Below are 20,566 nucleotides of genomic sequence, written 5' to 3' on the forward strand. Positions count from 1 at the left end.
TGCTCCTCCTGCCGTCCCGCGCATCCTGTTACTGGGCCACCTGGCGGGCCGGCTTCTCCGGCGCCTTGGGGTCCAGCCCGGGCACGTGCACGTCGTTGATCTCCACGTTCACTTCAACCACGTCCAGCCCCACCAATTGCTCGACGGCGGAGTACACCGCCGCGCGCACGCTGCCCGCCAGCTCGTGCAGCGGCTTGCCGTAGACGGCCACCAGGTTGATGTCCACGGCGACCTGCGTCTGGCCGACTTCCACGTGCACGCCCTGGCCGACATCGCTGCCACCCACCACATCGCGTAGCGCGCTCAAGGCGCGCGCGGTGCCGCTGCCCAACGCATAGACCCCGGGAACGGAGCGGGCGGCAACGGCCGCGACCTTGGCCACGGCGGCTTCGGAAATGGTGGTGCGGCCCGGTGCGGCCGGGACCACGGCCGAGTCTGGAAGCAGCGCCGGGGCAGTCTCCACCCGTCCGGCCGCTTGCGGGTCCGGAAGTTCGGTACCGCCTGCAGGGGGTGCAGCAGGTGCGGAGACGGGGACTTCCCCAGGGGCATCTCCCACGGACGGGGCGGGGGGCCGATCCTCGTTGTGCATCTGTTCTCCCTGGGGCTGTGATCACTCTCAGGGCAAGCCTAACGCCTCATTCCCCGCAGTGTTCGACCAGCCAGTCCTCCACCGGCTGAAGCGCCTCGGCAAAAGCTGTGACGTCGAAGTCGCGGTCCGGTGCCGACCGCTTGAGCAGGCGCTCGACGCGGCGCAGGTCATCGGTGAGCTCGGGCGGAACGTCGCGGCTGAAGTCGCCCAGTTCATCCTGCAAGGACTTCAATTCGGAGTCTTTCACGCCGGTCATAAAGCCAAGCGGGACCAGCAGGAGCGAGGCCACGTTCGCGGCCACAGCTGCGCAGGCGTCGGCCTGGTCCGCGTAACGGCCCCAGTGGTCGCCTTTGCCTGCTCCGCCGCCTCCCTTGGCGTCAGCGGAGCCCGACGGCGATGTTGGGCTAGGCGATGCCGTGGCGGATTGTTTGTCGGCCGGGCCAGGTGGCGTGGGTGCTTCTGCCGGAGCGGTCGGTACCGCGGCCGACGCAGAGGGGGCAGGCACCGCCGTCGTTGTTTCCCTTGCCGGCTCAGGGCTGGTGCACGATGTCAGCATCACGGCCGTTATCAAGCCGCTGGCTGCAATCTTCAGAAGGGCCTGCACTACGCTCCTCGCTCCCATCGTCCCCGGTCAGTGCCTCATCAGGTGCAGGCGGCACTCGGAATACCCATCCATGGTAGGCCAGAGATCCTGAATGGAGGCTGGGAACGGGCTGTGCCGGGCGTGCAGCGGGGTGCGGCGCTCCGACGGGCGGCTCCGGCGGCCAGCCGATGCGCCGCGGCGAGGAGGTTAGGCGGGAAGCAGTGTCCGCGGCAACGACGTTGGATCCTGCAGCCATTCGTCCAGCGTCCGGTTGAAGAGCTCGGGACGGTTCATCGGCCACTCGTGCGGGGACTTCGGTGCCAGTCCGCCGCGGGCGTTCGGCATCAGCCTGGCCAGCACCGCCGCTGACTCCCTGGCCTGCCGCGGTTCCTTTTCACCAGCGGCGATGAGCACCGGGCAGGCGGCTTGGTCGAGGCCCTCCATATTGGTGCCGACAAAGATCTCCGAGATGATGGCCCGGTATTGCTGCGGGTCGAGCGGCTGGTTCCGCGCCAAGTACTCGGTCATCTGCGCTGGCCCGAGCCGCAGGTACTTGGCCGAGGCCCGCCACAGGACGCGGTTCTTGGTCAGGCCCGCAAGGGCAAGCTGCGCCTTCAGCATCCACGGCGGCACCGGGAGCACCAGGACCCCGGCCAGAAGGGCGGTCCGCACCAGTTCCGGGCGTTGTGCCAGCAGCCGCAGCCCAACGTCACCGCCCATCGACAGGCCGACCAGGTGGACCGGCTGGTCCGTGACGGACTCGATGAGTTCGGTGACCAGTTTTGCCGTCGCGTCCAAGCTTTGCCAGCCGATGCCGCTGCTGGCGCCATGTCCCGGTAGGTCTACGGCAAGGCAGCGGTAGGACTCGGAGAAGTGCTTCATTTGCTGGTGCCAGGTGATGCCCGGCCAGCCCGCCCCATGCAAGAAGAGGACAATTTCGGCGGAATCGGGTCCGGAGGCTTCGAAGGCAAGATGCGGCATCAGCCCACTGTAGCTGCGGGGGAATCGCAACAGGGAAGACCGGATGAAGGCCTGGTGAATTGCGGACGGTCTTGGCTTGTCGCGCGGGCGGGACGCCCCTGCCTACAGGGAGAGCTTTTCCCCGGGCGTGGGGATCCGCAGCCGGTCATCCAGGCTGCCAGCCGCGAAGGCGTCGCGAAGCTGTGCGTGGCCTTCGCTGTAGTGGCTCCAACCCTCGGCATGCACCGGCACGACGGCGGTCGCTTCCAAAGTGCGGGCAGCGGCGGCGGCGTCTTTGGCGGTCAGCGTCAAGGCGGCGTTGTCGAAGGCGCCCACCCGGGCAGCGCCGGCGAAGAGAACCGCCAATCCAATCGGTGCGAACCGTTTGGCAACGGCGTTGACCACCTCCAGCGAGGCGTTGTCGCCGCTGACATAAACGGTGGGCAACTCTGATGCGGTGAGAACGAATCCGGTCACGGTGCCGAGCACGGGTTCACATCCGTCAGGTCCGTGTTGCGCCGGGACGGCGGTGACGGTGACCGTGGCCCGGTCCGCAGCCTCAAGCACCGACCGTTCCCACGGTGCCATGCCGGTCACGGCCGTCATCCGTTCCGCTGTTTCCAGCGTCCCGAGGACTTTGGCGCCGCCGGATTCCACCAAGCGCCGGCCGGAGGAATCCAGGTTGTCCACATGCTGGTCATGTGAGAGCAGAATGACGTCCATCGCCGGCAGGTCTTCGACCCGGATGGCCGGCCTGATGGTCTTCACCAAGGTTCCGGTCGCCGCCTGGAACTCGCCCGGTTCATCGAAGGTGGGGTCGGTCAGGAAGGTCCAGCCGCCGTACTCCAGCAAGGCCGTCGGGCCCCCGACATGGGTGAATGCGGTTACGCTCATGTGCCTATGTTCCCCCACCGAGCCTGCTGTGGACAGTGGTCGGACATCACGAAGCCCGCATCCTCAATAAGGACTGCGGGGCTTCGCCGTGCGGGTGGCGCCGTGCGACCGGGCATAGGTATCCGGCCGTGGATGGTGACTGACGGACCCAGCAGGCACAATCGGAGCCAGGGACGGCGACTATCCCGCCCCCACGGAATATCGGGAGGCAAGCCATGAGAACATTCGGGCAGTTGATCCTGGCCCTCGCCGCTGGCTCTGCGCTGGCAGCGATCTGGATCACCGAGTTCCGCTGGCAGTGGGTGTTCACCGCCCTGTTGGTTTTCTTCATCGGCAGGGCACTGGCAAAACGGCCGGAGCGAGAAAAGCGACTCAGGTACACCCGGGCGAACATCAACGCGGTGAATCGGCTCCTCAAGGACTAAAAGCATCTACGCGAATACACCGGAGGTCTTGCGACGGACAAAGAAAAACCCCGGAACGTGACTAGTTCCGGGGTTTTTCATTTAGTTTTGCTGGTGGCTCCGACCGGCGTCGATCCGGTGACCTTTCGATTTTCAGTCGAACGCTCTACCAACTGAGCTACAGAGCCTGGCAACATCTCTCGATGATCACCGATGGCGTTCCGAAATCGCTCCGGAAACCAAAGCGACCCTGACGGGACTTGAACCCGCGACCTCCGCCGTGACAGGGCGGCGCGCTAACCAACTGCGCTACAGGGCCTTGCATTTTTTACGAGACTCAATCCTACCAGCCTTTTGAAGCGGTTCTGACCACTCCAGCGGCTGCCATTCATGACGTCTCGCGTACCCCCAACGGGATTCGAACCCGTGCCGCCGCCGTGAAAGGGCGGTGTCCTAGGCCGCTAGACGATGGGGGCCAGGACCACTTGGGATTCGTTTCCCCGCTGTGGACCTATAAAACTATAGGGCCTGCTTCGGGAAAAACCAAAACGGGCCATTCGGCCCTGCTCGGGCCCGCACCGGGCCGCCCTACCGTGGCCACCCGCAGGTAAAGTCGGTGGCATGCCGATGGAGATGTCCCTGCCGGAATTCGAGGACGCGGTCAACGACGCGATCGACCAGATTCCGGAAGACATCATGCGCGAAATGAGCAATGTCGGCATCTTCGTAGAAGAGGAGTACGTCCCGCAGCCCTGGGAGGATCCGAAGACGGAGTTGCTGGGCATCTACGAAGGCACGCCGCTCACCGAGAGGGACCACTGGTGGGGCGCGGGGTCCATGCCCGACCGGATCGTGATCTTCCGCGGTCCGACCCTGCGGATGTGCTCCTCCCGGGAAGAAATAGTTCACGAGGTCCTGGTCACGGTGATCCACGAAGTCGCCCACCATTTCGGCATCGACGACGACCGCCTGCACGAGCTGGGCTGGGGCTAGCCCTTAGCTCCGGCTTCCCCTGTTCAGTCGGCGCCACATCACCGCGGCTGTAGCCTGCAAGGCGTCGCAGGTGCGGCACTACTGAGCACCTCCCGACGCATCTGCGCGGAACCCCCTCCCAACGCCGTCAAATGTGGCGCGGGCTGCGGGGCAAACCCACCGGCGACACGCCGCTTCACATCAAAACCGTGGAAATGACACCAATGTTGTTTATGTTACTCGTGAGGTAAATGTTGCTTAAGTGACCGAAGGTGCATATTCTCATCGTGCTGTGTGAATGCAGTTCGGTCTAGTTGGGGTGCCACCCGTTCGCACATTGACCGCTCTCGGTCCCAAGGCCGGCCGTCCCGAAAGGGCGCGTACATTCACTGCGCTCGTATTAAGGACCCGTTCGGATGAGGCTGCTTCCCTCGGGGCGTCCTGCCCCGCATCGATCGACGACGCCGGTGCGCGCCGTCGCGCTCTTTTCGGCTACCGCCCTGCTCGTCTGCGTTCCGGCCCTGGCGCCGGCCGTCGCCGCTCCAGCCGGACACTTGCCGCAGGTGACGTCAGTACGGATCACGCTGCCGGCCGCGCCGACGCTCCCTTCCGGCGACGAGATCGACGATGCCAAGGGCGACGCAGCGGCCACCCAGGGGTTGGTAGACCGGATCGAAGAACAGCTGAAGGCGGCCTCGGGGAACCTGGCCAACGCCCAGTTCGATTCGATGCGTTCGCAGAACACCTACAGCGAGTCTCTGCTGAAGCAGCAAGAGCGGACCGCAGAGCTCGAAGACGCCAAGGGGAAGGCATCGCAGGCCGCCGAATACTTCGAGTCGGTCAAGAACCAGGTGGGCCAACTGGCCGGCGAGCTGTACCGGAACGGCGGCGTCAACCCCGCCTTGAGCGCACTGCTGGACAGCAAGGACACCAGCGATGTGCTGTACAAGGCCTCCACTCTGGATGCCCTGACCGCTAACCGCTCACAGACCCTGACCGAATCCCAGCAGGCCGCCCAACTGTGGGCTGCCTGGGAGCTTTATGTGGCGCAGGCCGATGAGGCCGCGAAGGACGCCGCGGGAGCAGCCGAAGCCGCCGAGACTGATGCCAAGGCCGCCAGCGCCGCTCAGGAACAGCTCGTGATCCGCTACGAGGAACAGCGCCAGGCGCTCCTGGTGCATCTGGCCGAACTCAGAGGGACTAGCACAAGCGAAGAAGACGCCCGCATCGCCGCCTTGGAGAAGGCCGAGCAGGACCGCCAGCTCCAGGCATTGGTCGAGCGGTCGGCGCAGGAAGCGGCTGCCACACAACGTCCGTCCAGCAACAACTCGACGGCACAAGGTTCCACGGTGGCGCCGGCCAGCGACGACATCACGCCGTCCCGGCCTACACAGCCATCAACCCCGCCGCCAGCGACATCCACGCCCCGGCCTTCGGCGCCTGCTCCCACCAGGCCCGCCACGCCCCCGTCGACGCCCGCTCCCAGCAAGCCCACCACGCCTGTGACACCCCGGCCGACTCCCCCGCCGGCCAAACCAAAGCCCAAACCCGAGCCGGAACCCGAGGTTGTGACGCCTCCGCCGGCTGTTGGTGCTCCGTCAGTCAACGGCGGCATCGCCAACGCGGCCATCAACTTCGCGATGGGCAAGGAGTCCAACAAGAAGACCTTCTACGACTGGGGCGGCAACGGTCCGCTGGGCTACGACTGTTCCGGGCTGACACAGCAGGCATTCGGCAGCGCGGGCCGGTGGCTCCCGCGTACTGCACAGGCCCAGCTCGATCAGGCGCCCTATCAGGTTCCGCTCTCGCAGCTGCAGCCCGGCGATTTGGTGTTCTGGGGAGAACCCAATGCCATCTGGCACGTGGCGGTCTATATCGGCAACTGGCAGGTGGTCCACGCCCTGAATCCGGATGTCGGCTTGGTCGTGACAAATATCAGCCACATGTACGGAAAGCTGCACACCTCCGGGGCGCGCTGGGCCGTCTAGGTCGGCACAGCTCAATCGGCAACAGCTTAAATGGGCCGGGCCCGGAACCTTGTTGGTTCCGGGCCCGGCCCATGTGTACTGCGGTGGTTAGTGCTCTTCGGCGTCGGGGACGGGACCGAAGTTCCGGCGGTCGTCCAGCCGTGGATCCTGCCTGTCCGGGACCACCATGACCGGCCCCTTGGCGTGGTGCAACACGCCCTGGCTGGTGGAACCGAGCAGCATTCCGGCGAAGCCGCCGCGACCGCGAGTACCGACCACCAACAGTTCTGCCGTGCGGGAAGCCTCGATCAGAAGTTCCACCGGCGAGCCGTCCTGCACCTCGCCGATGACGTACAGGTTCGGGAAGTGGCTCTGGATCCACGCCACGCCGGCGTCGAGCTGCTCGCGGATGTCGGCGTAGAGTGCCTCCCGATCCAGCGGCGCGGGCACCCACGCCAGCGAGCCAGTGAACGGCGGCAGCGCGCACACCAGCTTGAGCGGGTAGCCAAGCCGCTCGGCCTGCTCTGCTGCCACCAGGGTGGCATTGCGTGCCTGCTCCGACCCATCGACGCCGACGACGACGACCTTCTCGATGTCCTCCGGCCGCACGGCCTGTTCCTTGGACCGTGGGACTTCGATGTCCAAGTCGCCGAGCCGGGGCGCGCAGGCCAGCGGAATGGTCACAGTGGGGCACTCCGCGTGGGCCGGGACGGCGCTGCTGACCGAGCCGAGCAACCTGCCCATGAAGCCGCCGCGCCCGCGCGTGCCGACCACTATCAGTTCGGCCTGTTCGGAGAGCTCCAGCAGGACGCCGGCAGCGTCGCCGGTCTCCACCCTGGCGTCCACGTCGAGGTTATAGCCGGCGATTTTGGCCACTGCCTGCTCCAGCACGGCTTCGGCGCCTTCTCGGATGACGGAATCGTCCAGCGTGGCATAGCCGGCATCCATGCTGGATGCCGCAAAGACCGGAACGGTATAGGCAGTCACGACATGCAGTGGGGTCCGGCGCCGCTGCGCCTCCTCAGCAGCCCAAACCAACGCACAGATGCTCTGGTCGGAGCCATCGACTCCGACGACGATGCCACGTGGTGCGGCACCCTGTCCGGCGCTTCCGGCCGTGGCTTCTGTCATTCGTTCCGCCTCCCTCAACGTTGCGCGGGCATCCTCGCCAGCTACCCTCAGCTTACTCCGCGGCAAAGGCCTTCTCAGTGGCCGAAAAGTTATGTAGGCTTCGAGGCAAATTACTATTGAACAACAGTTTCACAATGCGTTGAGGGCGGTCCGTTCGCCGTCCGAGGTTCTCCCTACCGTTCAAGGAGTCCGTGCAGTGAGTGGCGTTTCCACCTCAGAGGTCCCGACCGAGTACACCACCACGGTGGTCATCGGCTCCGGACTGCCCGGATTGGCGGTCGCCAGTGAACTGAGCCGCCGAGGCGTGTCCTCGATCGTCGTGGAGGGGCTGCTCTCGCAGCCGTCCGGCCCCAGCCGTCGGTCCCCATTGCCAGACTCGTCGGTCCGCGGCCAACGCAACGACCTGCTGCGGTTGCTGCACGCCTACGCCGCCAGCCATGCCCTCGACATTCGGCGCAGCACCTTTGCCTGCGGAGTCAGCCGGACCTCCGGAATGCCTGCGCACGCAGCGCAGCTGGACGCGCGCCCTGCCGCACAGGACGCCCGTACGGCCCGCGTCCCTTCGATCAGCCGGGACAGCAGGCAGCGCTGGGCCATCCGCACCGAACGCGGGCTGCTGGTCGCCGATTCGGTTGTCCTGACGGGCTGTGCGCAGAACCAGATGCGGCGCCTGCTCCGCAGCCTGGGCATCGCGGCCGGGGAAAACGCGGTTGCTGTCCTGAACGCCATCGGCCTCTACTTGGTGGGCGTTGCAGACCTGCTGGCCCCGAGTACACGGGAGATCATCCGGCAGGCAAAAGTGGCCGGAAACGCCATCGCTTCCTCCGGTCGCACGGCCGTTGCCTGAGCATCGGAAGCCAAGCACCGCCGTCGTACGCCTCTGCACGCTGCAGGAGCGTAGAATTCTGGGGAAACTTCCAACTATGCCACTTACCCGTGGAGGACATTCCCCATGCCCGCAAAGGCAGCAGTAGCCGACAAGACCCCGGTGATCGACCGATACTTCGAGATTACCAAGCGCGGCTCCAACTATTCACGTGAAATCCGCGGCGGCCTGGCCACGTTCTTCGCGATGAGCTACATCGTGGTGTTGAACCCGCTGATCCTGGGCGGCGCCGATTCAACCGGAGCCATGCTTGGTGCCGAACGCGTCGCGGCGGTGACGGCCTTGGTGGCCGGCGTGCTGACGATTGCGATGGGCGCGTGGGCCAAGTACCCGTTCGCACTGGCAACCGGCCTGGGCGTCAACGCCTTCGTCGCCATCACTGTCGCTACCAATCCGGGCCTGACCTGGCCTGACGTCATGGGCCTGGTGGTGCTCTCCGGTATCACCATGCTGATCTTGGTGCTGACCGGGTTCCGGACCGCGGTATTTAACGCCGTGCCGCCAAGCCTGAAGACCGCCATTGTGGTGGGCATCGGCATGTTCATCGCCCTGATCGGCTTGGTCAACGCTGGCTTCATCCGCCGCATTCCGGACGCGGCGGGCACCACTGTTCCGGTAGGCCTCGGCTTCGAGGGCGTGCTGCTGGGCTGGCCGACCCTGGTCTTCATTTTCGGTCTGATCCTGACCATCGCCCTGGTGGTGCGCAAGGTCAAGGGCGCCATCCTAATCGGTGTGCTGTCAGCCACTGTGCTCGCGGTGATCATCGAGGCAGTGGCCAACATCGGACCTTCTGTGGGTCCTGATGGCTTCAACCCGCAGGGCTGGTCCCTGGTGGTGCCCGAACTGCCGAACGGCAGCTGGGTGGGGCTACCCGACCTGAGCCTGGTCGGCCAGGTCAGCCTTTTCGGCTCCTTCGGAACGCTGGGCTTCACGGCCGCTTCCCTGCTGGCCTTTGCAATCCTGCTGAGCATCTTCTTCGACGCCATGGGCACCATGGTGGGCCTGGCCAATGAGGCCGGACTGACCGACAAGCAGGGCAACATTCCGCACGTGGACCGGGTACTGATCGTCGACGCCGTGGGCGCGGTTGCCGGTGGCGCCGGATCAGTCTCTTCCAACCAGATCTACGTGGAATCCGGTGCAGGCATCGGCGAAGGTGCGCGCACCGGCCTGGCCAACGTCGTCACCGGACTGCTGTTCCTGATGGCTATGTTCTTCACGCCGCTGATTTCGCTGGTGCCCTTTGAGGCAGTGGCGCCGGCACTCGTCGTCGTCGGTTTCATGATGGTGTCCCAGGTGGGCAAGATCGATTGGGCCGACTGGGGGGTGGCCATCCCGGCCTTCCTGACCTTCACCCTGATGCCGTTCACGTATTCCATCGCCAACGGACTGGGCGCAGGTTTCATCGCCTACGTGCTGGTGCGCACATTCCAAGGCAGGGCCAGGGAAATCCACCCGCTGATGTGGATTGTTGCCGCCGCCTTCGTGCTCTTCTTCGGCATCGGGCCAATCGAGCAGCTCATCGGCTTCCGCTGACCAACTGCCTCTCCCTGAACAGCGAAGGGACCGGTGCCACCCCCCAACGGATGGCACCGGTCCCTTGTGCTTGCCCTGGTCAGGCCTTGCCCTGGCTGGGCCAAGGTTGGCCTGGCCCGGATTTGCTTAGGCCTGGGCCCGCACGTCGACTCCGGTCTGTGCGGCGAGGTCGGCCCGGTCCAGATCGCGCAGCGAGGCGCCCTTGGTTTCACGTGCAAAGTACACGGCCACGATGGTGATGACCGAGGCGATCACCAGGTACAGGGCCACCGGCAGCCAGTGCCCAAAGTCCTTCAGCAGCGTGGAAGCGATGATCGGGGCAAGCGAGCCGGCGAAGATCGACGTCACCTGATAACCCAGTGAGACACCCGAGTAGCGCATCCGGGTGGGGAACATCTCGGCCATGATGGCCGGCTGGCCCGCATACATCAGACCATGCACGCCAAGGCCTAGGAAGATCGCGGCCAGGATGATGATCGGGTTCTGCGTGTCGAACATCGGGAAGGCGACGAAGGCCCAGACGCCCGAGAGCACGGCGCCGGCCATGTAGACCGGCCGGCGGCCAATGGTGTCCGACAACCGCCCGTAGAACGGAATCACCACAAAGTGGAAGGCGTGCGCCAGGATCAGCAGGCCCAACACCGTGGTGACGTCGAAGTCGTGCACGGTCTTGAGGTAGGTGATGGAGAACGCCACCACCACGTAGTAAATGATGTTCTCTGCTACGCGCAGGCCCATGGCGGTGAAAACACCGCGCGGGTACCTCTTCATCACTTCCACCACGCCGTAGGAGGTGGACTTGACCTTGGCGGACTCGGCCTGGGCTTCCAAGAAGATGGGCGCCTCGGTGACCTTGGTGCGGATGTAGTAGCCCACGATCACGATGACTGCGGACAGCCAGAAGGCAACGCGCCAGCCCCAGGCCTGGAATTCGGCTTCGGAGAGGATGCCGGACATGACCCACAGCACCACCGTGGCGAGCATGTTGCCCATCGGCACGCCGGCCTGCGGCCAGGACGCCCAGAAGCCGCGCTTGGCAGCCGGGCTGTGCTCGGCGACCAGCAGCACTGCGCCACCCCATTCGCCGCCGATGGCAAAGCCCTGAATGAACCGCAAGGCCACAAGCAGGCCCGGCGCCCAGTATCCGATCTGGTCGAACCCGGGCAGGCAGCCCATCAGGAAGGTGGCTGCGCCGATCAGGATGATGCTCAGCTGCAGCAGTTTCTTCCGGCCCACCTTGTCGCCGAAGTGTCCGAACACGATGCCGCCCAGCGGCCGGGCGATGAAGCCGACGGCGAAGGTGACGAAAGCGGCGATGATCGCGTCCAGTTCGGTACCCGCATCCGGGAAGAACAGGGCGCCGAAAACCAGCGTGGCTGCCGTGGCGTAGAGGAAGAACTCATACCATTCCACGACCGTGCCGGCCATGGAAGCCGTAACGACCTTGCGAAGGACCGACGGCGGTGACTCGTGCGAGGCGCCGGATCCGGGTCCGGTGGGGGTAGCTTGGGCGCTCATCTTTCTCCTTGCGTGGCGTGCGGATACTGCGGTGCGTGGCCGCCGGGACATTCCGGCGCGCCTGTGAGTGAGGTCACAATGCGACCACCCTGAGTATTCCCTCTCACCGCTTGTGCATCAATGGCAAACTTTGCAGGTCGGGTCTGCAAAAATGCAGACATGACTTCCGCGCCTCATCGCACCAACCCGGACGACCTGATCATCCTGCTCGCCGTGGCCCGCACGGGCAGGTACACCTCCGCGGCCGAAAACCTGGGCCTGAACCACACCACGGTCTCCCGTCGGGTCGCCGCCCTGGAGAAGGCCTTGGGAGGTCGCGTGTTCTCCCGCGCGCCGGGTGGCTGGGAACTGACCGACCTTGGCCGTAAGGCGGCGACGGTGGCCGAACGGATCGAGGAATCGCTAGCCGGCCTCAACCGCACGCCGGATGAAGCAGACCAACTGGCGGGAGTGGTGAGAATGTCCGCCACCGACGGCTTCAGTGCGTTCGTCGCCGCGCCGGCAATTGCCCGCCTGCAGCAGGACCACCCGAAGCTCAGCGTGGAGATCGTGACCGCCGCCCGGCGGGCTTCGCAGCACCGCCCTGGCCTGGATTTCGAAGTCGTCGTCGGGCGGCCGCAAGTCAATCGTGCACGGTCCATCCGGCTGGGCAGCTACGTCCTGGGCCTGTTCGGTTCCCGCGACTATCTGGCCAAGCACGGCACGCCGGACAGCGTCCGCGCGGCGATGAACCACCCGCTGGTGTATTTCATCGACTCGATGCTGCAGGTTGACGATTTGGACGCCCCGCGCCGGTTGCTGCCGGCAATGGTGACCGCCCTCGGATCCACCAACGTGTTTGTCCACGTGGAGGCCACCCGCGCCGGCGCTGGCCTCGGGCTGCTGCCGTGCTTCATGGCCAACCAGCATCCGGATCTGGTCCGCATCCTGCCGGAGGAACTGGAGGAGCGCCTCGGCTACTGGCTGGTGGCGCGCCCGGAGTCGCTGCGGCAACCGGCCGTCGCCGCAGTCGTCGATGTGCTCAGGCGAGAGGCCCGCAGCAGGGAGGCGGAACTGATGGGAAGACCAGCGAAAGGCGAGGTGGAAAGGTGAAACCAGTTCGGTGAAAGCTCGGTGAAAGGATTCACTAGACCGAGATGCCGGGCACTGTACCTAACTTGGGGGGATTAGGTTGTCAGCACCCGGCATCCGGCGCCGGAACAAGTCCGGCTGAGCAGACATAGCGCTCCAGCCACCATCCATAGTGTCGAAGCCGTTTTTCCTATGCCTGCCTCCGGAGAGCCAGCCGCAAGCGGCTCGCTCCCGGGCCTAATACGGCCGCCATCGGCCGTTCGCTTCCATCTTACAAACAAAATCGAGCCGAAGTCATAACGTTCCACGAAAGGCGGCTAATTGACCGGCGGGTCTTGCCTGATCGCCGATCCTCTGCAAAACTGCGCTATTTTTGCCCCGTCCCACAGCTGTGCAGGCACCGCACCGTGCAGCAGTTCGCGGATCAACGCCGGGCCGGTCTCCAGCGGCTTGTCGCTGGCGGCGATCACCACGTTTCCGTGCCGCCGGCCCTTGAGCATTGGCGGATCGGCGATCATCACCAGGTGCTCGAAAACCTCGCCGATGGTCACCGCTTCCTCGCGCGCTCCGGCCAGCTGGGGCGTATCGCCGCAGTTCACCAGGTAGACGCCGCCGGGCGAAAGCACACGCCGCGCCGCCCGGGTGAATTCCAGCGTGGTCAGGGGCTCCGGGGTCGTACTGCCGGAGAAGACGTCGCGGATCAGCAGGTCCCTGCTGTCTTCGCTCAGCGATTCGGTCACCGACCGCGCTTCGCCTACCCTGATCCGCACCAGCGGCGCGCGCGGAATGTCGAACCACCGCCGCACCAGTTCGGCCAGCTTCGCATCAATCTCGACGACGACCTGCCGGGCCTGCGGATAGGCAGCTGCCAGATAGCGTGCCATCGAGCAGGCTCCACCGCCCAAGTGCAGGACGCGCAGCTTTTCCTCGGACTCCCAGCGGGATCCGATCAGCGCCGCCATCCAGCGCATGTATTCGAAGTCCAGGCGCAGCGGATCGCCGACCACCACGTGGGAGGACTGGACACCGTTGATCTTGAGCAGCCAGCTGTCCGCGGATTCCGGTTCCCGGACCAGCTCGGCCATCCCGGAGGAGATTTCGTAGCGTCCTTCGACCGGACCGCCGGACGCATCCGGCTCCCGAGCCTCGTCGGCACGGGTGCTTCGCCGCGCCATCGACTACTTGACCAGAGCCAGCGCGAAACCGTCCCAGCCCTTGCCGCCCACGGTCTGGATCGCGGTGGCATCGAGTCGCTCGTCGGAGCCCAGCAGCGCCAGCGCGTCGCGGGTGCCGCGGATGTCGCGGTCCTCCGTACTTCCGTCGCCGCCGTCGGCCAGCACCTGCCCGGAGCGGACCACGTTGTCCACCACAATCAGGCTGCCCGGACGCGTCAGCCGCAGGGCCCACTCAACGTAGTTCCGGTTGTTTTCCTTGTCCGCGTCTATGAAGACCAGATCGAAAGGCCCGGCGTTCCCGGCGGCCAGGCTCGGCAGCGTTTCCAGCGCCGCGCCCACCCGGATGCTGACCTTATCCGCGACGCCGGCGGCCTCCAGATTCCGCCGGGCCACCTCTGCGTGGTGCGGCTCGTACTCGCAGCTGACCACTTCGCCGCCGTCCGGCACGCCACGGGCCAGCCAGATGGTGCTATAGCCGCCGAGCGTGCCGATCTCCAGCACCTTGCGCGCACCGGTCAACTTGGCCAGCAGCATCAGCAGCTTGCCCTGCGGGGCGCTGACCTCGATGGCCGGCAGGCCTTCCCGGTCCGCGCTCTCCCGGGCCGAAATCTGGGCTTGGTCTTCGCCCACCAAGGTGTCGGTCAGGTAGTCCTCGACCGCGCTCCACGCTTCGGCCCGGTCTGCGTCCTGCATGCCGCGTTCGCGGCTCACTTCTGCTCCCGCTCGGCGATGGCGGCCTCCAGCCGGTCCACCTTCCCGGTGAGCTCTCCGTAGTATCCCGGACGAATATCTGCTTTCAGCACCAGCGACACCCGCGATCCGTACCGGCTCACGGCTTCGGTGGCGCGCTTGACGACGTCCATGACCTCGTCCCATTCGCCCTCGATGGTGGTGAACATGGCGTCGGTCTTGTTCGGCAGGCCCGATTCCCGGACAATCCGGACGGCCTCGGCAACGGCGTCGTGCACCGAGGCGTCGTGCGGCGCGGGACCGGTCACGGGAACTCCGGACGGTGCAACAGAGAAGGCTACAAGCATGGCTTCAGTCTTCCACAGGGCCACAGCCAACGACAGGTCCACCGTCACCTGCCGCAATCCACTGTCCCGTGGACCACACAGGTAGGTGACGCATCTTATATGCGTATGCATAGAAGTTCGGCGGCTTGCGGCCTACGGTGGAAGGACAACAATGATTCCGCCGGCCGGTCCCGCGGAAACAGCCCCGCTGATGCCGAGTCCAAGGAGATCCCATGAAAGCCTGGCAGTTCACCAATACCCACGAGCCCCTCGTACTGAACGACGTCGACGAGCCGACAGCCGCCCCCGGCGGTGTGGTTGTCGATATCAAGTCGGCCGGCCTGTGCCACTCCGACGTCGGCATGCTCGAGGACGAAGGCTGGCTCTCCACGCTGGCCAAGCGCCCCATCACCCTGGGCCACGAGGTTGCCGGCGTCGTCACCGAGGTGGGCGATGGCGTGACCGACTGGAAGGTCGGAGACCGGGTTGGCTTCTGCCCCACCACTTCCGCGGGTGCTCCCGGCTACGCGTTCGACGGCGGTTTCTCCTTCAAGGCTGCGATTGACCAGGAGGCGTTGGTCCGCATCCCTGACAATGTCAGCTTCTCGCAGGGCGCGGCCGGTACCGATGCCGGCATGACCAGCCATCACGCTGTGATCGCCAACGGACAGGTCAAGGCCGGCGACAAGGTCGGCATCATCGGCTTTGGCGGCCTCGGCTCGATCGGCGCCCGGGTAGCGGTCCTCGCAGGCGCGGAGGTTTACATCGCCGAAGTCAACGAAAACATCTGGGACCAGGCCCGAGAGGTCGGCGCCAAGGATGTGGCCAAGTCCATCGCAGGCTTCAAGGAGATTGGCCTGGACGTCATCGTTGACTTCGCCGGCTTCGGCACCACCACCGCCGAGGCCATCGAGACCGTCCGCCGCGGCGGACGGGTTGTCCAGGTCGGCATGGGCCGGTTGGAATCCACCATCAGCACCAAGGCCCTGATCCTGTCCGAAGTCACCTTGGTTGGCTCCCAGGGCGGCACCAAGGAGGACGTGCAAGGCGTCTATGACTACTTCGCCACCGGCAAGCTCAACCCGACCGTCACCGAGATCAGCTTCGAGGAGATCCCGGAAGGCCTCGAAAAACTCAAGAAGGGCGAGGTCGTCGGCCGACTTGTCGCCAAGATCGCTGACTGACTCCTGACCGCATGATGGACGACGGCGGTGCGCACCGCCGTCGTCCATCCGCCTTAAGCGGTCAACTCGCCCTTACAGAGAGTGACAACGGCCGGCTTGAGGAAGGGCAGCCGCCGCGGCTACCCCCAGCCGGCCAGCCGGATCAGGGCGGCCGCGGCGGCTCCGGCGATGACCACCACCAGGAAGGGCGCGCGCAGCAGCAGGGCGACGGCGGCGGCCAGCAGGGCTCCGATCCGGGCATCGAAGACCAACTGCTGGCCGCTGGAGAAGGTGTTGACTACGGTCAGCGATGCGAGCAGGCCGACGGTCATGGTGGCGGCGATGCGGGACATCCGCTGGTTCTTCATCCACTTGGCCGGCACCAGGTAGCCCGCCAGCTTGGTCAGATAAGAGATGGCGCAGGCGACCAGGATCCAGATCCACAGGGTCACGGGGCTTCCTTTCCGTCTGCGCTGTCGCCGGGGCCGCCGTCCTGCCCGGTGGTGTTGCGCTCCGACTCGACGAGAGTGTGGGTGCCGTCGTGCTCGGCGTACGGTTCGTCGTAGGGTTCGATGTCCGGAGCCATCCCGGCCGGAACCGATGTGTGCGTGAACCAGCCAATGGCGGCCGCTGCTGCTGCGGCCACCAGGATGGGCACGCCGCTGGGGACGAACGGCACGGCCAGCAAGGTGGCCAGGGCACACACTACGGCGATGGCCGCCGGCTCTTTGCCTTTCAACCGCGGCCAGAGCAGGGCAAGGAAAGCGGCGACAGCGGCCCCGTCCAAGCCCCACTGCTTCGGGTCCCCCAGCGCGTTGCCGGCCAGCGCACCCACCAGGGTGAACACATTCCAGAGCAGGAAAATCCCCACGCCGGCGGTCCAGAAACCGCGCCGCCGCTCGTCCGGATCCTCTTGGCCGGACGCCGTGGCGGTGGACTCGTCGATAGTCACTTGCGCGGCCAAGGGGCGCCGCCAGCTGCGCGGGGAGATCAGAGCATTCATCTGCATGCCGTAAATACCGTTGCGGATACCCAGCAAGGCGGAAGCAGTCATCGCGGCCACGCCCGTCCCGCCGCCGCCGATCACCCCGATAAATGCGAACTGTGAGCCGCCGCTGAACAGCAGCAGGCTCAGCGCCATGGTCTGCCAGAGATCCAGTCCGCATGTCACGGAGAGCGCGCCGAAGGAGACCCCGTACAGCCCGGTGGCGATGGAGATGGACAGCCCCACCTTCACGGCCGGGGACTGGAAAAACTTCACCCGTCTACAGTAGCCGGGCAGGGGGTGCCGTGCGGGCACACAGGAGGGCACCGCCGTCGTCGTGCTGGGAACGGCAGGGAGAGGCGCGGGCGGCCTACACCGGGTCCTGCGCGTGGCCGTTGATGGCGTCCGCCGCCCGGATCAGCGCCAGATGCGAGAACGCTTGCGGAAAGTTCCCCGTCATCCGCTTGTTCACCGTGTCGTACTCTTCGGCCATCAGCCCCAGCTCGTTCGCGTAGCCCACCAGTCGGTCCATCAGGTCGCGCGCATCGCCGATCCGCCCGGAGCGGGCATACTGTTCCACCAGCCAGAAACAGCAGGCCAGGAACGGATGTTCGCCCGGCGCCAGCCCGTCCACCCCGGAGCCGGTCCGGTAGCGCAGGATCAGCCCGTCCGCGTCCACGAGATCCTGCTCCAGCCGGGCCACGGTACCGAGCATCAGGTCGTCGTCGTACTTCAAAAAGCCCACCTGCGGCAGCACCAGCAGCGAGGCGTCCACCTCGGTGCCGTCGTAGCACTGGGTGAAGGAGTTGATCTCCCGGTTGAAGCCGTGCTCCATGACCTCCTCGCGCAGCCGGTCCCGCAGTTCCGCCCACCGCACGGCCTTGCCGTCCAGCCCGTGCTCCCGCACGGCGCGGACGCCACGGTCGAAGGCCGCCCACATCATCACCCGGGAGTGCGTGAAGTAGCGCCGGTCGCCGCGGGTCTCCCAGATGCCCTGGTCCGGCTGGTCGAAGTGCTTCTCGACGTAGTGCAGCATGGCCTTCTGCAGCGGCCAGGAGAAGTGGTCCTCGGTTCCGCCCAGGTTGCGCAGCTTCTCCAGCGCCACCATGACCTCGCCGATCACGTCCGCCTGGTACTGGCAGACTGCACCATTGCCTACCCGGACCGGTGCGGAGCCTTCATAGCCGGGAAGGTGCTCGATGATGCGTTCCTGAAGATCACGTTCACCGGCCACGCCGTACATGATCTGCAGGTCTTCCGGGTCGCCGGCCACCGCGCGCAGCAGCCAGTTGCGCCATTGCAGGGCCTCGGTCTCATAGCCGTGGGTCATCATCGATTCCAGCGTCAGCGCCGCATCGCGCAGCCAGACGTACCGGTAGTCCCAATTCCGCTCCCCACCGAAGGACTCCGGCAACGAGGTGGTCGGCGCGGCAACGATTCCGCCGGTGGTCTCGTGCGTCATCGCGCGCAGCACCAGCAGCGAACGCTTGACCATGGCGTTGTAGTCGCCCTGCGGCGGGAACCGCGAGCACCAGTTCTGCCAGAAATTCACCGTCTCATCCAGCGCGGCGTCAACGTCGATCATCGGCGGGACGGCCCGGTGGGAGGGAAACCAGCACAGCTCGTAGTCGATCTTCTCGCCGGCCCTGACCGTGAATTCGCCCCGGTGCCGGCGTTCCGCGGCGCGCGGCAGGTCGTCCCCGTGCAGCACTAGCGCGTCCGGCCCGGCGATCGCGACAATCGATTCCTTCCCGGTCTGCTGGTCCTTGACCCGGTTCACCCAGGGGACCACGTCCCCGTAGTGGAACCGCATGATCAATTCCTGCCGGATCTTCATCTCGCCGGACAGGCCCTCGACCCGGCGCACCAGCGACGCCCTGCGGTCGCCCACCGGCATGAACTCGGTGATTAACGCTTCGCCGGTGCTGCTCTTCCACCGGGTCTGCAGCACAAAAGTGGACACAAGGTAGGTGCGCTTAACGACGACGGCGTGCGGCTCCTCTGCTGCGGCGGCGGTTGGTCGACGGTGATGCCTTGCGGCCTGCGGGTGGACCGGCGCCGAAACCACACCGCCGTCGTGCATGGCGTCCGTTGTGGTGGACTGCCCGGATCCCGAGCCAGCCGCCGGTTCGGCCGTGGCGCTGGTGGCCGTGCCGGCGGACCCGGCCTCGGCGGTGCCGGCCGCGTCGCCGGATTCTCCTGCTTCGCGGGCCGCGCCACCGGACTGGGCAGCTTCACGGGCCGCGCGGCCCGTCCCGGCAGCCTTCTTGGCCTCCTCTGTGGCGGACGGCCCGTGGATCCCCGGGTCCGAGGAGACAGCTGCGTCTTGTTCCTGCCTTGAGACCGGGCGTTGGCTCCCCTGGACGTCCGCCGGGTCGTTGCTCTGTTCGCCCGCCGGGCCGGCGCCCATCGGCGACTCCGTCTGGGGACGCGCGCCGTCCGGGGCCAGCAGCCAGCAACCGTGTTCTGGGCTGCCCAAGAGCGCGGAGAAAACAGAGGGCGAGTCGAAGCGGGGCAGACAGAGCCAGTCCATGCTTCCGGACCGGGACACCAGCACTCCCGTATGCAGATCCGATATGAGTGCATAATCCTCAATGGGAGATGCCATGCACCAAATAAACCACAAAGGCCATGATTGCGGCAGTGGCCGCGGGCTGCTTTTCGCCCGGCAGCGGCAGGGGCCTAGACGCGGGACGTCGCGAGTTGCCGGCGGACCTCGGCCGGGCGGTTGGTGGTGATCTCGCCGAAGCCCAAGTCGCGGCACAGCTTTACGTCCTGCGGATCGTCGACCGTCCAGACGCGGAACCGCATGCCGGCATCCAGCCAGCGGCGGACCAGCGGCAGATGCGAGCGCACATAGTCCACGCCAGGCCCGGCCAGGCCCACGCGGTGCTCTTCGATCAGCCCTTCGCCCTCGGACAACGCCCGCCGCAGCAGTCCGGCCACGGCGCCGACGGTCAGCTCGCCCATCATCAGGCTGGCCTTGAGCTCCTCGGCGTCGATGTCATCCAGCAGTTGGCAGACGTACTCGCCGGGCATGTTGTCGGCCAGGTACTTCACCGCGTCCGGGTGGAAGCTCATGAAGCTCATCTGGATGTTGTCCAGCCGGGAGGTTTCCGGGTCCCAGCCCTCTGCCATCAGGTACTTGAGCAGTTCGTCTTCCAGCTCCTGCCCGTACGGGCTAGGGTGCTTGAGCTCCACCGCCAGGCCCAGCGGCCGTCCGGCGCCCCGCATCAGGTCCACCAGCTCGTCGAGGGTGACCAGTTGATCGGCGGTGCCGCCGTATTCGGGCGGAATCGGCACGCCCTTCCACGAACTCACGTCCAGCTGCAACAGCTCATCCAGCGTGTAGTCGGAAACGTTACCGGTGCCGTTGGAGGTGCGGTCCAGCGTGAAGTCATGGAAGCAGACCAGCCGGCGGTCCTTGGTCAGGTGGACGTCGCACTCGATCCCGTCGGCGCCGTCGGCGATCGCCTGCAGATAGGCGGCACGGGTGTTCTCCGCATACTGCTCGCTGGAACCGCGGTGAGCGTAGATCCTCTGGTCCATGAATTCACCGTACGCGATGACCGGACTACCGGGACCGCCGTAGGGTTGACTGAAGGGTGAACGGTCGATGATCGTTCGGCGATTTGGCTTCGGAGGCAACATGGGCACTCAGACGGGCGGCGGCGTCGCACCTGACACGGCGGACGGGCGGACGGACGGGCCCAGAG

20 protein-coding genes and 3 tRNA genes are annotated in these 20,566 nt (G+C 66.0%); 7 read left to right on the forward strand and 16 right to left on the reverse strand.

The window, feature by feature from the left end; translation table 11 throughout:
• Positions 1-28 precede the first annotated feature (28 nt).
• From AC5RWT_RS04100 to AC5RWT_RS04115, 4 genes are all read right to left on the reverse strand, one after another.
• The gene (locus tag AC5RWT_RS04100; RefSeq protein WP_494079262.1) at positions 29-589 is read right to left on the reverse strand and encodes an Asp23/Gls24 family envelope stress response protein; all 561 of its coding nucleotides are present in this window, start codon (positions 587-589) and stop codon (positions 29-31) included.
• A 46-nt stretch (positions 590-635) separates the two neighbouring features.
• The gene (locus tag AC5RWT_RS04105; protein WP_494043430.1) at positions 636-890 is read right to left on the reverse strand and encodes a hypothetical protein; all 255 of its coding nucleotides are present in this window, start codon (positions 888-890) and stop codon (positions 636-638) included.
• A 489-nt stretch (positions 891-1,379) separates the two neighbouring features.
• The gene (locus tag AC5RWT_RS04110) at positions 1,380-2,153 is read right to left on the reverse strand and encodes an alpha/beta fold hydrolase (protein ID WP_494079263.1); all 774 of its coding nucleotides are present in this window, start codon (positions 2,151-2,153) and stop codon (positions 1,380-1,382) included.
• Between the two features lie 102 nt (positions 2,154-2,255).
• Positions 2,256-3,026 (reverse strand): MBL fold metallo-hydrolase, encoded by a 771-nt coding sequence (locus tag AC5RWT_RS04115; protein WP_494043429.1) that lies wholly within the window; start codon positions 3,024-3,026, stop codon positions 2,256-2,258.
• A 215-nt stretch (positions 3,027-3,241) separates the two neighbouring features.
• On the opposite strand from AC5RWT_RS04115, the gene AC5RWT_RS04120 reads away from it, so the two are divergent.
• A complete protein-coding gene (locus tag AC5RWT_RS04120) occupies positions 3,242-3,451 on the forward strand; it encodes a hypothetical protein (protein WP_494043428.1) in 210 nt (69 codons plus the stop codon).
• 91 nt (positions 3,452-3,542) lie between these two features.
• Here AC5RWT_RS04120 and AC5RWT_RS04125 read toward each other — a convergent pair.
• From AC5RWT_RS04125 to AC5RWT_RS04135, 3 genes are all read right to left on the reverse strand, one after another.
• Positions 3,543-3,618 (reverse strand) — tRNA-Phe (locus tag AC5RWT_RS04125).
• Positions 3,619-3,675: 57 nt separating this feature from the next.
• Positions 3,676-3,749 (reverse strand) — tRNA-Asp (locus tag AC5RWT_RS04130).
• An 84-nt stretch (positions 3,750-3,833) separates the two neighbouring features.
• Positions 3,834-3,906, reverse strand: a tRNA-Glu gene (locus AC5RWT_RS04135).
• Between the two features lie 145 nt (positions 3,907-4,051).
• Between AC5RWT_RS04135 and AC5RWT_RS04140 the strand changes: the two genes are divergently transcribed.
• Positions 4,052-4,423 carry a metallopeptidase family protein gene (locus AC5RWT_RS04140; RefSeq protein WP_494079264.1) on the forward strand — a complete coding sequence of 124 codons (372 nt, stop codon included), beginning with the start codon at positions 4,052-4,054 and terminating at the stop codon, positions 4,421-4,423.
• 395 nt (positions 4,424-4,818) lie between these two features.
• Positions 4,819-6,390 (forward strand): C40 family peptidase, encoded by a 1,572-nt coding sequence (locus AC5RWT_RS04145; RefSeq protein WP_494079265.1) that lies wholly within the window; start codon positions 4,819-4,821, stop codon positions 6,388-6,390.
• Between the two features lie 87 nt (positions 6,391-6,477).
• Here AC5RWT_RS04145 and AC5RWT_RS04150 read toward each other — a convergent pair whose 3' ends face one another.
• Positions 6,478-7,500: a universal stress protein gene (locus AC5RWT_RS04150; protein ID WP_494079266.1), complete on the reverse strand. Its 1,023-nt coding sequence runs from the start codon at positions 7,498-7,500 to the stop codon at positions 6,478-6,480.
• Between the two features lie 196 nt (positions 7,501-7,696).
• Here AC5RWT_RS04150 and AC5RWT_RS04155 point away from each other — a divergent pair, with 196 nt between their 5' ends.
• Both AC5RWT_RS04155 and AC5RWT_RS04160 read left to right on the forward strand, forming a co-directional pair.
• Positions 7,697-8,347, forward strand: a complete 651-nt coding sequence (locus AC5RWT_RS04155) for an FAD-binding protein (RefSeq protein WP_494079267.1) — start codon at positions 7,697-7,699, stop codon at positions 8,345-8,347.
• Positions 8,348-8,452: 105 nt separating this feature from the next.
• Positions 8,453-9,922 carry an NCS2 family permease gene (locus AC5RWT_RS04160; RefSeq protein WP_494079268.1) on the forward strand — a complete coding sequence of 490 codons (1,470 nt, stop codon included), beginning with the start codon at positions 8,453-8,455 and terminating at the stop codon, positions 9,920-9,922.
• A gap of 126 nt (positions 9,923-10,048) precedes the next feature.
• On the opposite strand, the gene AC5RWT_RS04165 is transcribed toward AC5RWT_RS04160, so the two are convergent.
• Positions 10,049-11,440, reverse strand: a complete 1,392-nt coding sequence (locus AC5RWT_RS04165; RefSeq protein WP_494043422.1) for an MFS transporter — start codon at positions 11,438-11,440, stop codon at positions 10,049-10,051.
• A gap of 159 nt (positions 11,441-11,599) precedes the next feature.
• On the opposite strand from AC5RWT_RS04165, the gene AC5RWT_RS04170 reads away from it, so the two are divergent.
• Positions 11,600-12,532 (forward strand): LysR family transcriptional regulator, encoded by a 933-nt coding sequence (locus AC5RWT_RS04170; RefSeq protein ID WP_494079269.1) that lies wholly within the window; start codon positions 11,600-11,602, stop codon positions 12,530-12,532.
• A 296-nt stretch (positions 12,533-12,828) separates the two neighbouring features.
• Here the strand turns inward: AC5RWT_RS04170 and AC5RWT_RS04175 are convergent, their stop codons facing one another.
• Genes AC5RWT_RS04175 through AC5RWT_RS04185 form a run of 3 tightly spaced genes read right to left on the reverse strand, consistent with a single transcriptional unit; the run spans position 12,829 to position 14,723 of the window.
• The gene (locus AC5RWT_RS04175) at positions 12,829-13,686 is read right to left on the reverse strand and encodes a spermidine synthase (RefSeq protein WP_494079270.1); all 858 of its coding nucleotides are present in this window, start codon (positions 13,684-13,686) and stop codon (positions 12,829-12,831) included.
• A 3-nt stretch (positions 13,687-13,689) separates the two neighbouring features.
• Positions 13,690-14,379, reverse strand: a complete 690-nt coding sequence (locus tag AC5RWT_RS04180; protein WP_494079329.1) for an O-methyltransferase — start codon at positions 14,377-14,379, stop codon at positions 13,690-13,692.
• A gap of 14 nt (positions 14,380-14,393) precedes the next feature.
• Entirely contained in the window at positions 14,394-14,723 is a 330-nt protein-coding gene (locus AC5RWT_RS04185) for a thiamine-binding protein (protein ID WP_494043419.1), read from the reverse strand.
• A 212-nt stretch (positions 14,724-14,935) separates the two neighbouring features.
• On the opposite strand from AC5RWT_RS04185, the gene AC5RWT_RS04190 reads away from it, so the two are divergent.
• The gene (locus AC5RWT_RS04190) at positions 14,936-15,886 is read left to right on the forward strand and encodes a zinc-binding dehydrogenase (RefSeq protein ID WP_494079271.1); all 951 of its coding nucleotides are present in this window, start codon (positions 14,936-14,938) and stop codon (positions 15,884-15,886) included.
• 119 nt (positions 15,887-16,005) lie between these two features.
• Here AC5RWT_RS04190 and AC5RWT_RS04195 read toward each other — a convergent pair whose 3' ends face one another.
• From AC5RWT_RS04195 to AC5RWT_RS04210, 4 genes are all read right to left on the reverse strand, one after another.
• Entirely contained in the window at positions 16,006-16,317 is a 312-nt protein-coding gene (locus tag AC5RWT_RS04195) for an AzlD domain-containing protein (protein WP_494079272.1), read from the reverse strand.
• Entirely contained in the window at positions 16,314-17,126 is an 813-nt protein-coding gene (locus tag AC5RWT_RS04200) for an AzlC family ABC transporter permease (protein ID WP_494079273.1), read from the reverse strand. Before AC5RWT_RS04200 ends, AC5RWT_RS04195 begins: the two co-directional genes overlap by 4 nt.
• A 94-nt stretch (positions 17,127-17,220) precedes the next feature.
• On the reverse strand, positions 17,221-19,476 hold the full coding sequence (locus AC5RWT_RS04205; RefSeq protein WP_494079274.1) for a glycoside hydrolase family 15 protein: 2,256 nt from the start codon (positions 19,474-19,476) through the stop codon (positions 17,221-17,223).
• 56 nt (positions 19,477-19,532) lie between these two features.
• Positions 19,533-20,399, reverse strand: coding sequence for a glycerophosphodiester phosphodiesterase family protein (locus AC5RWT_RS04210; RefSeq protein WP_494079275.1), 867 nt, complete (start codon positions 20,397-20,399; stop codon positions 19,533-19,535).
• Between the last annotated feature and the right edge of the window lie 167 nt (positions 20,400-20,566).

Source organism: Arthrobacter sp. Dra40 (assembly GCF_059091905.1).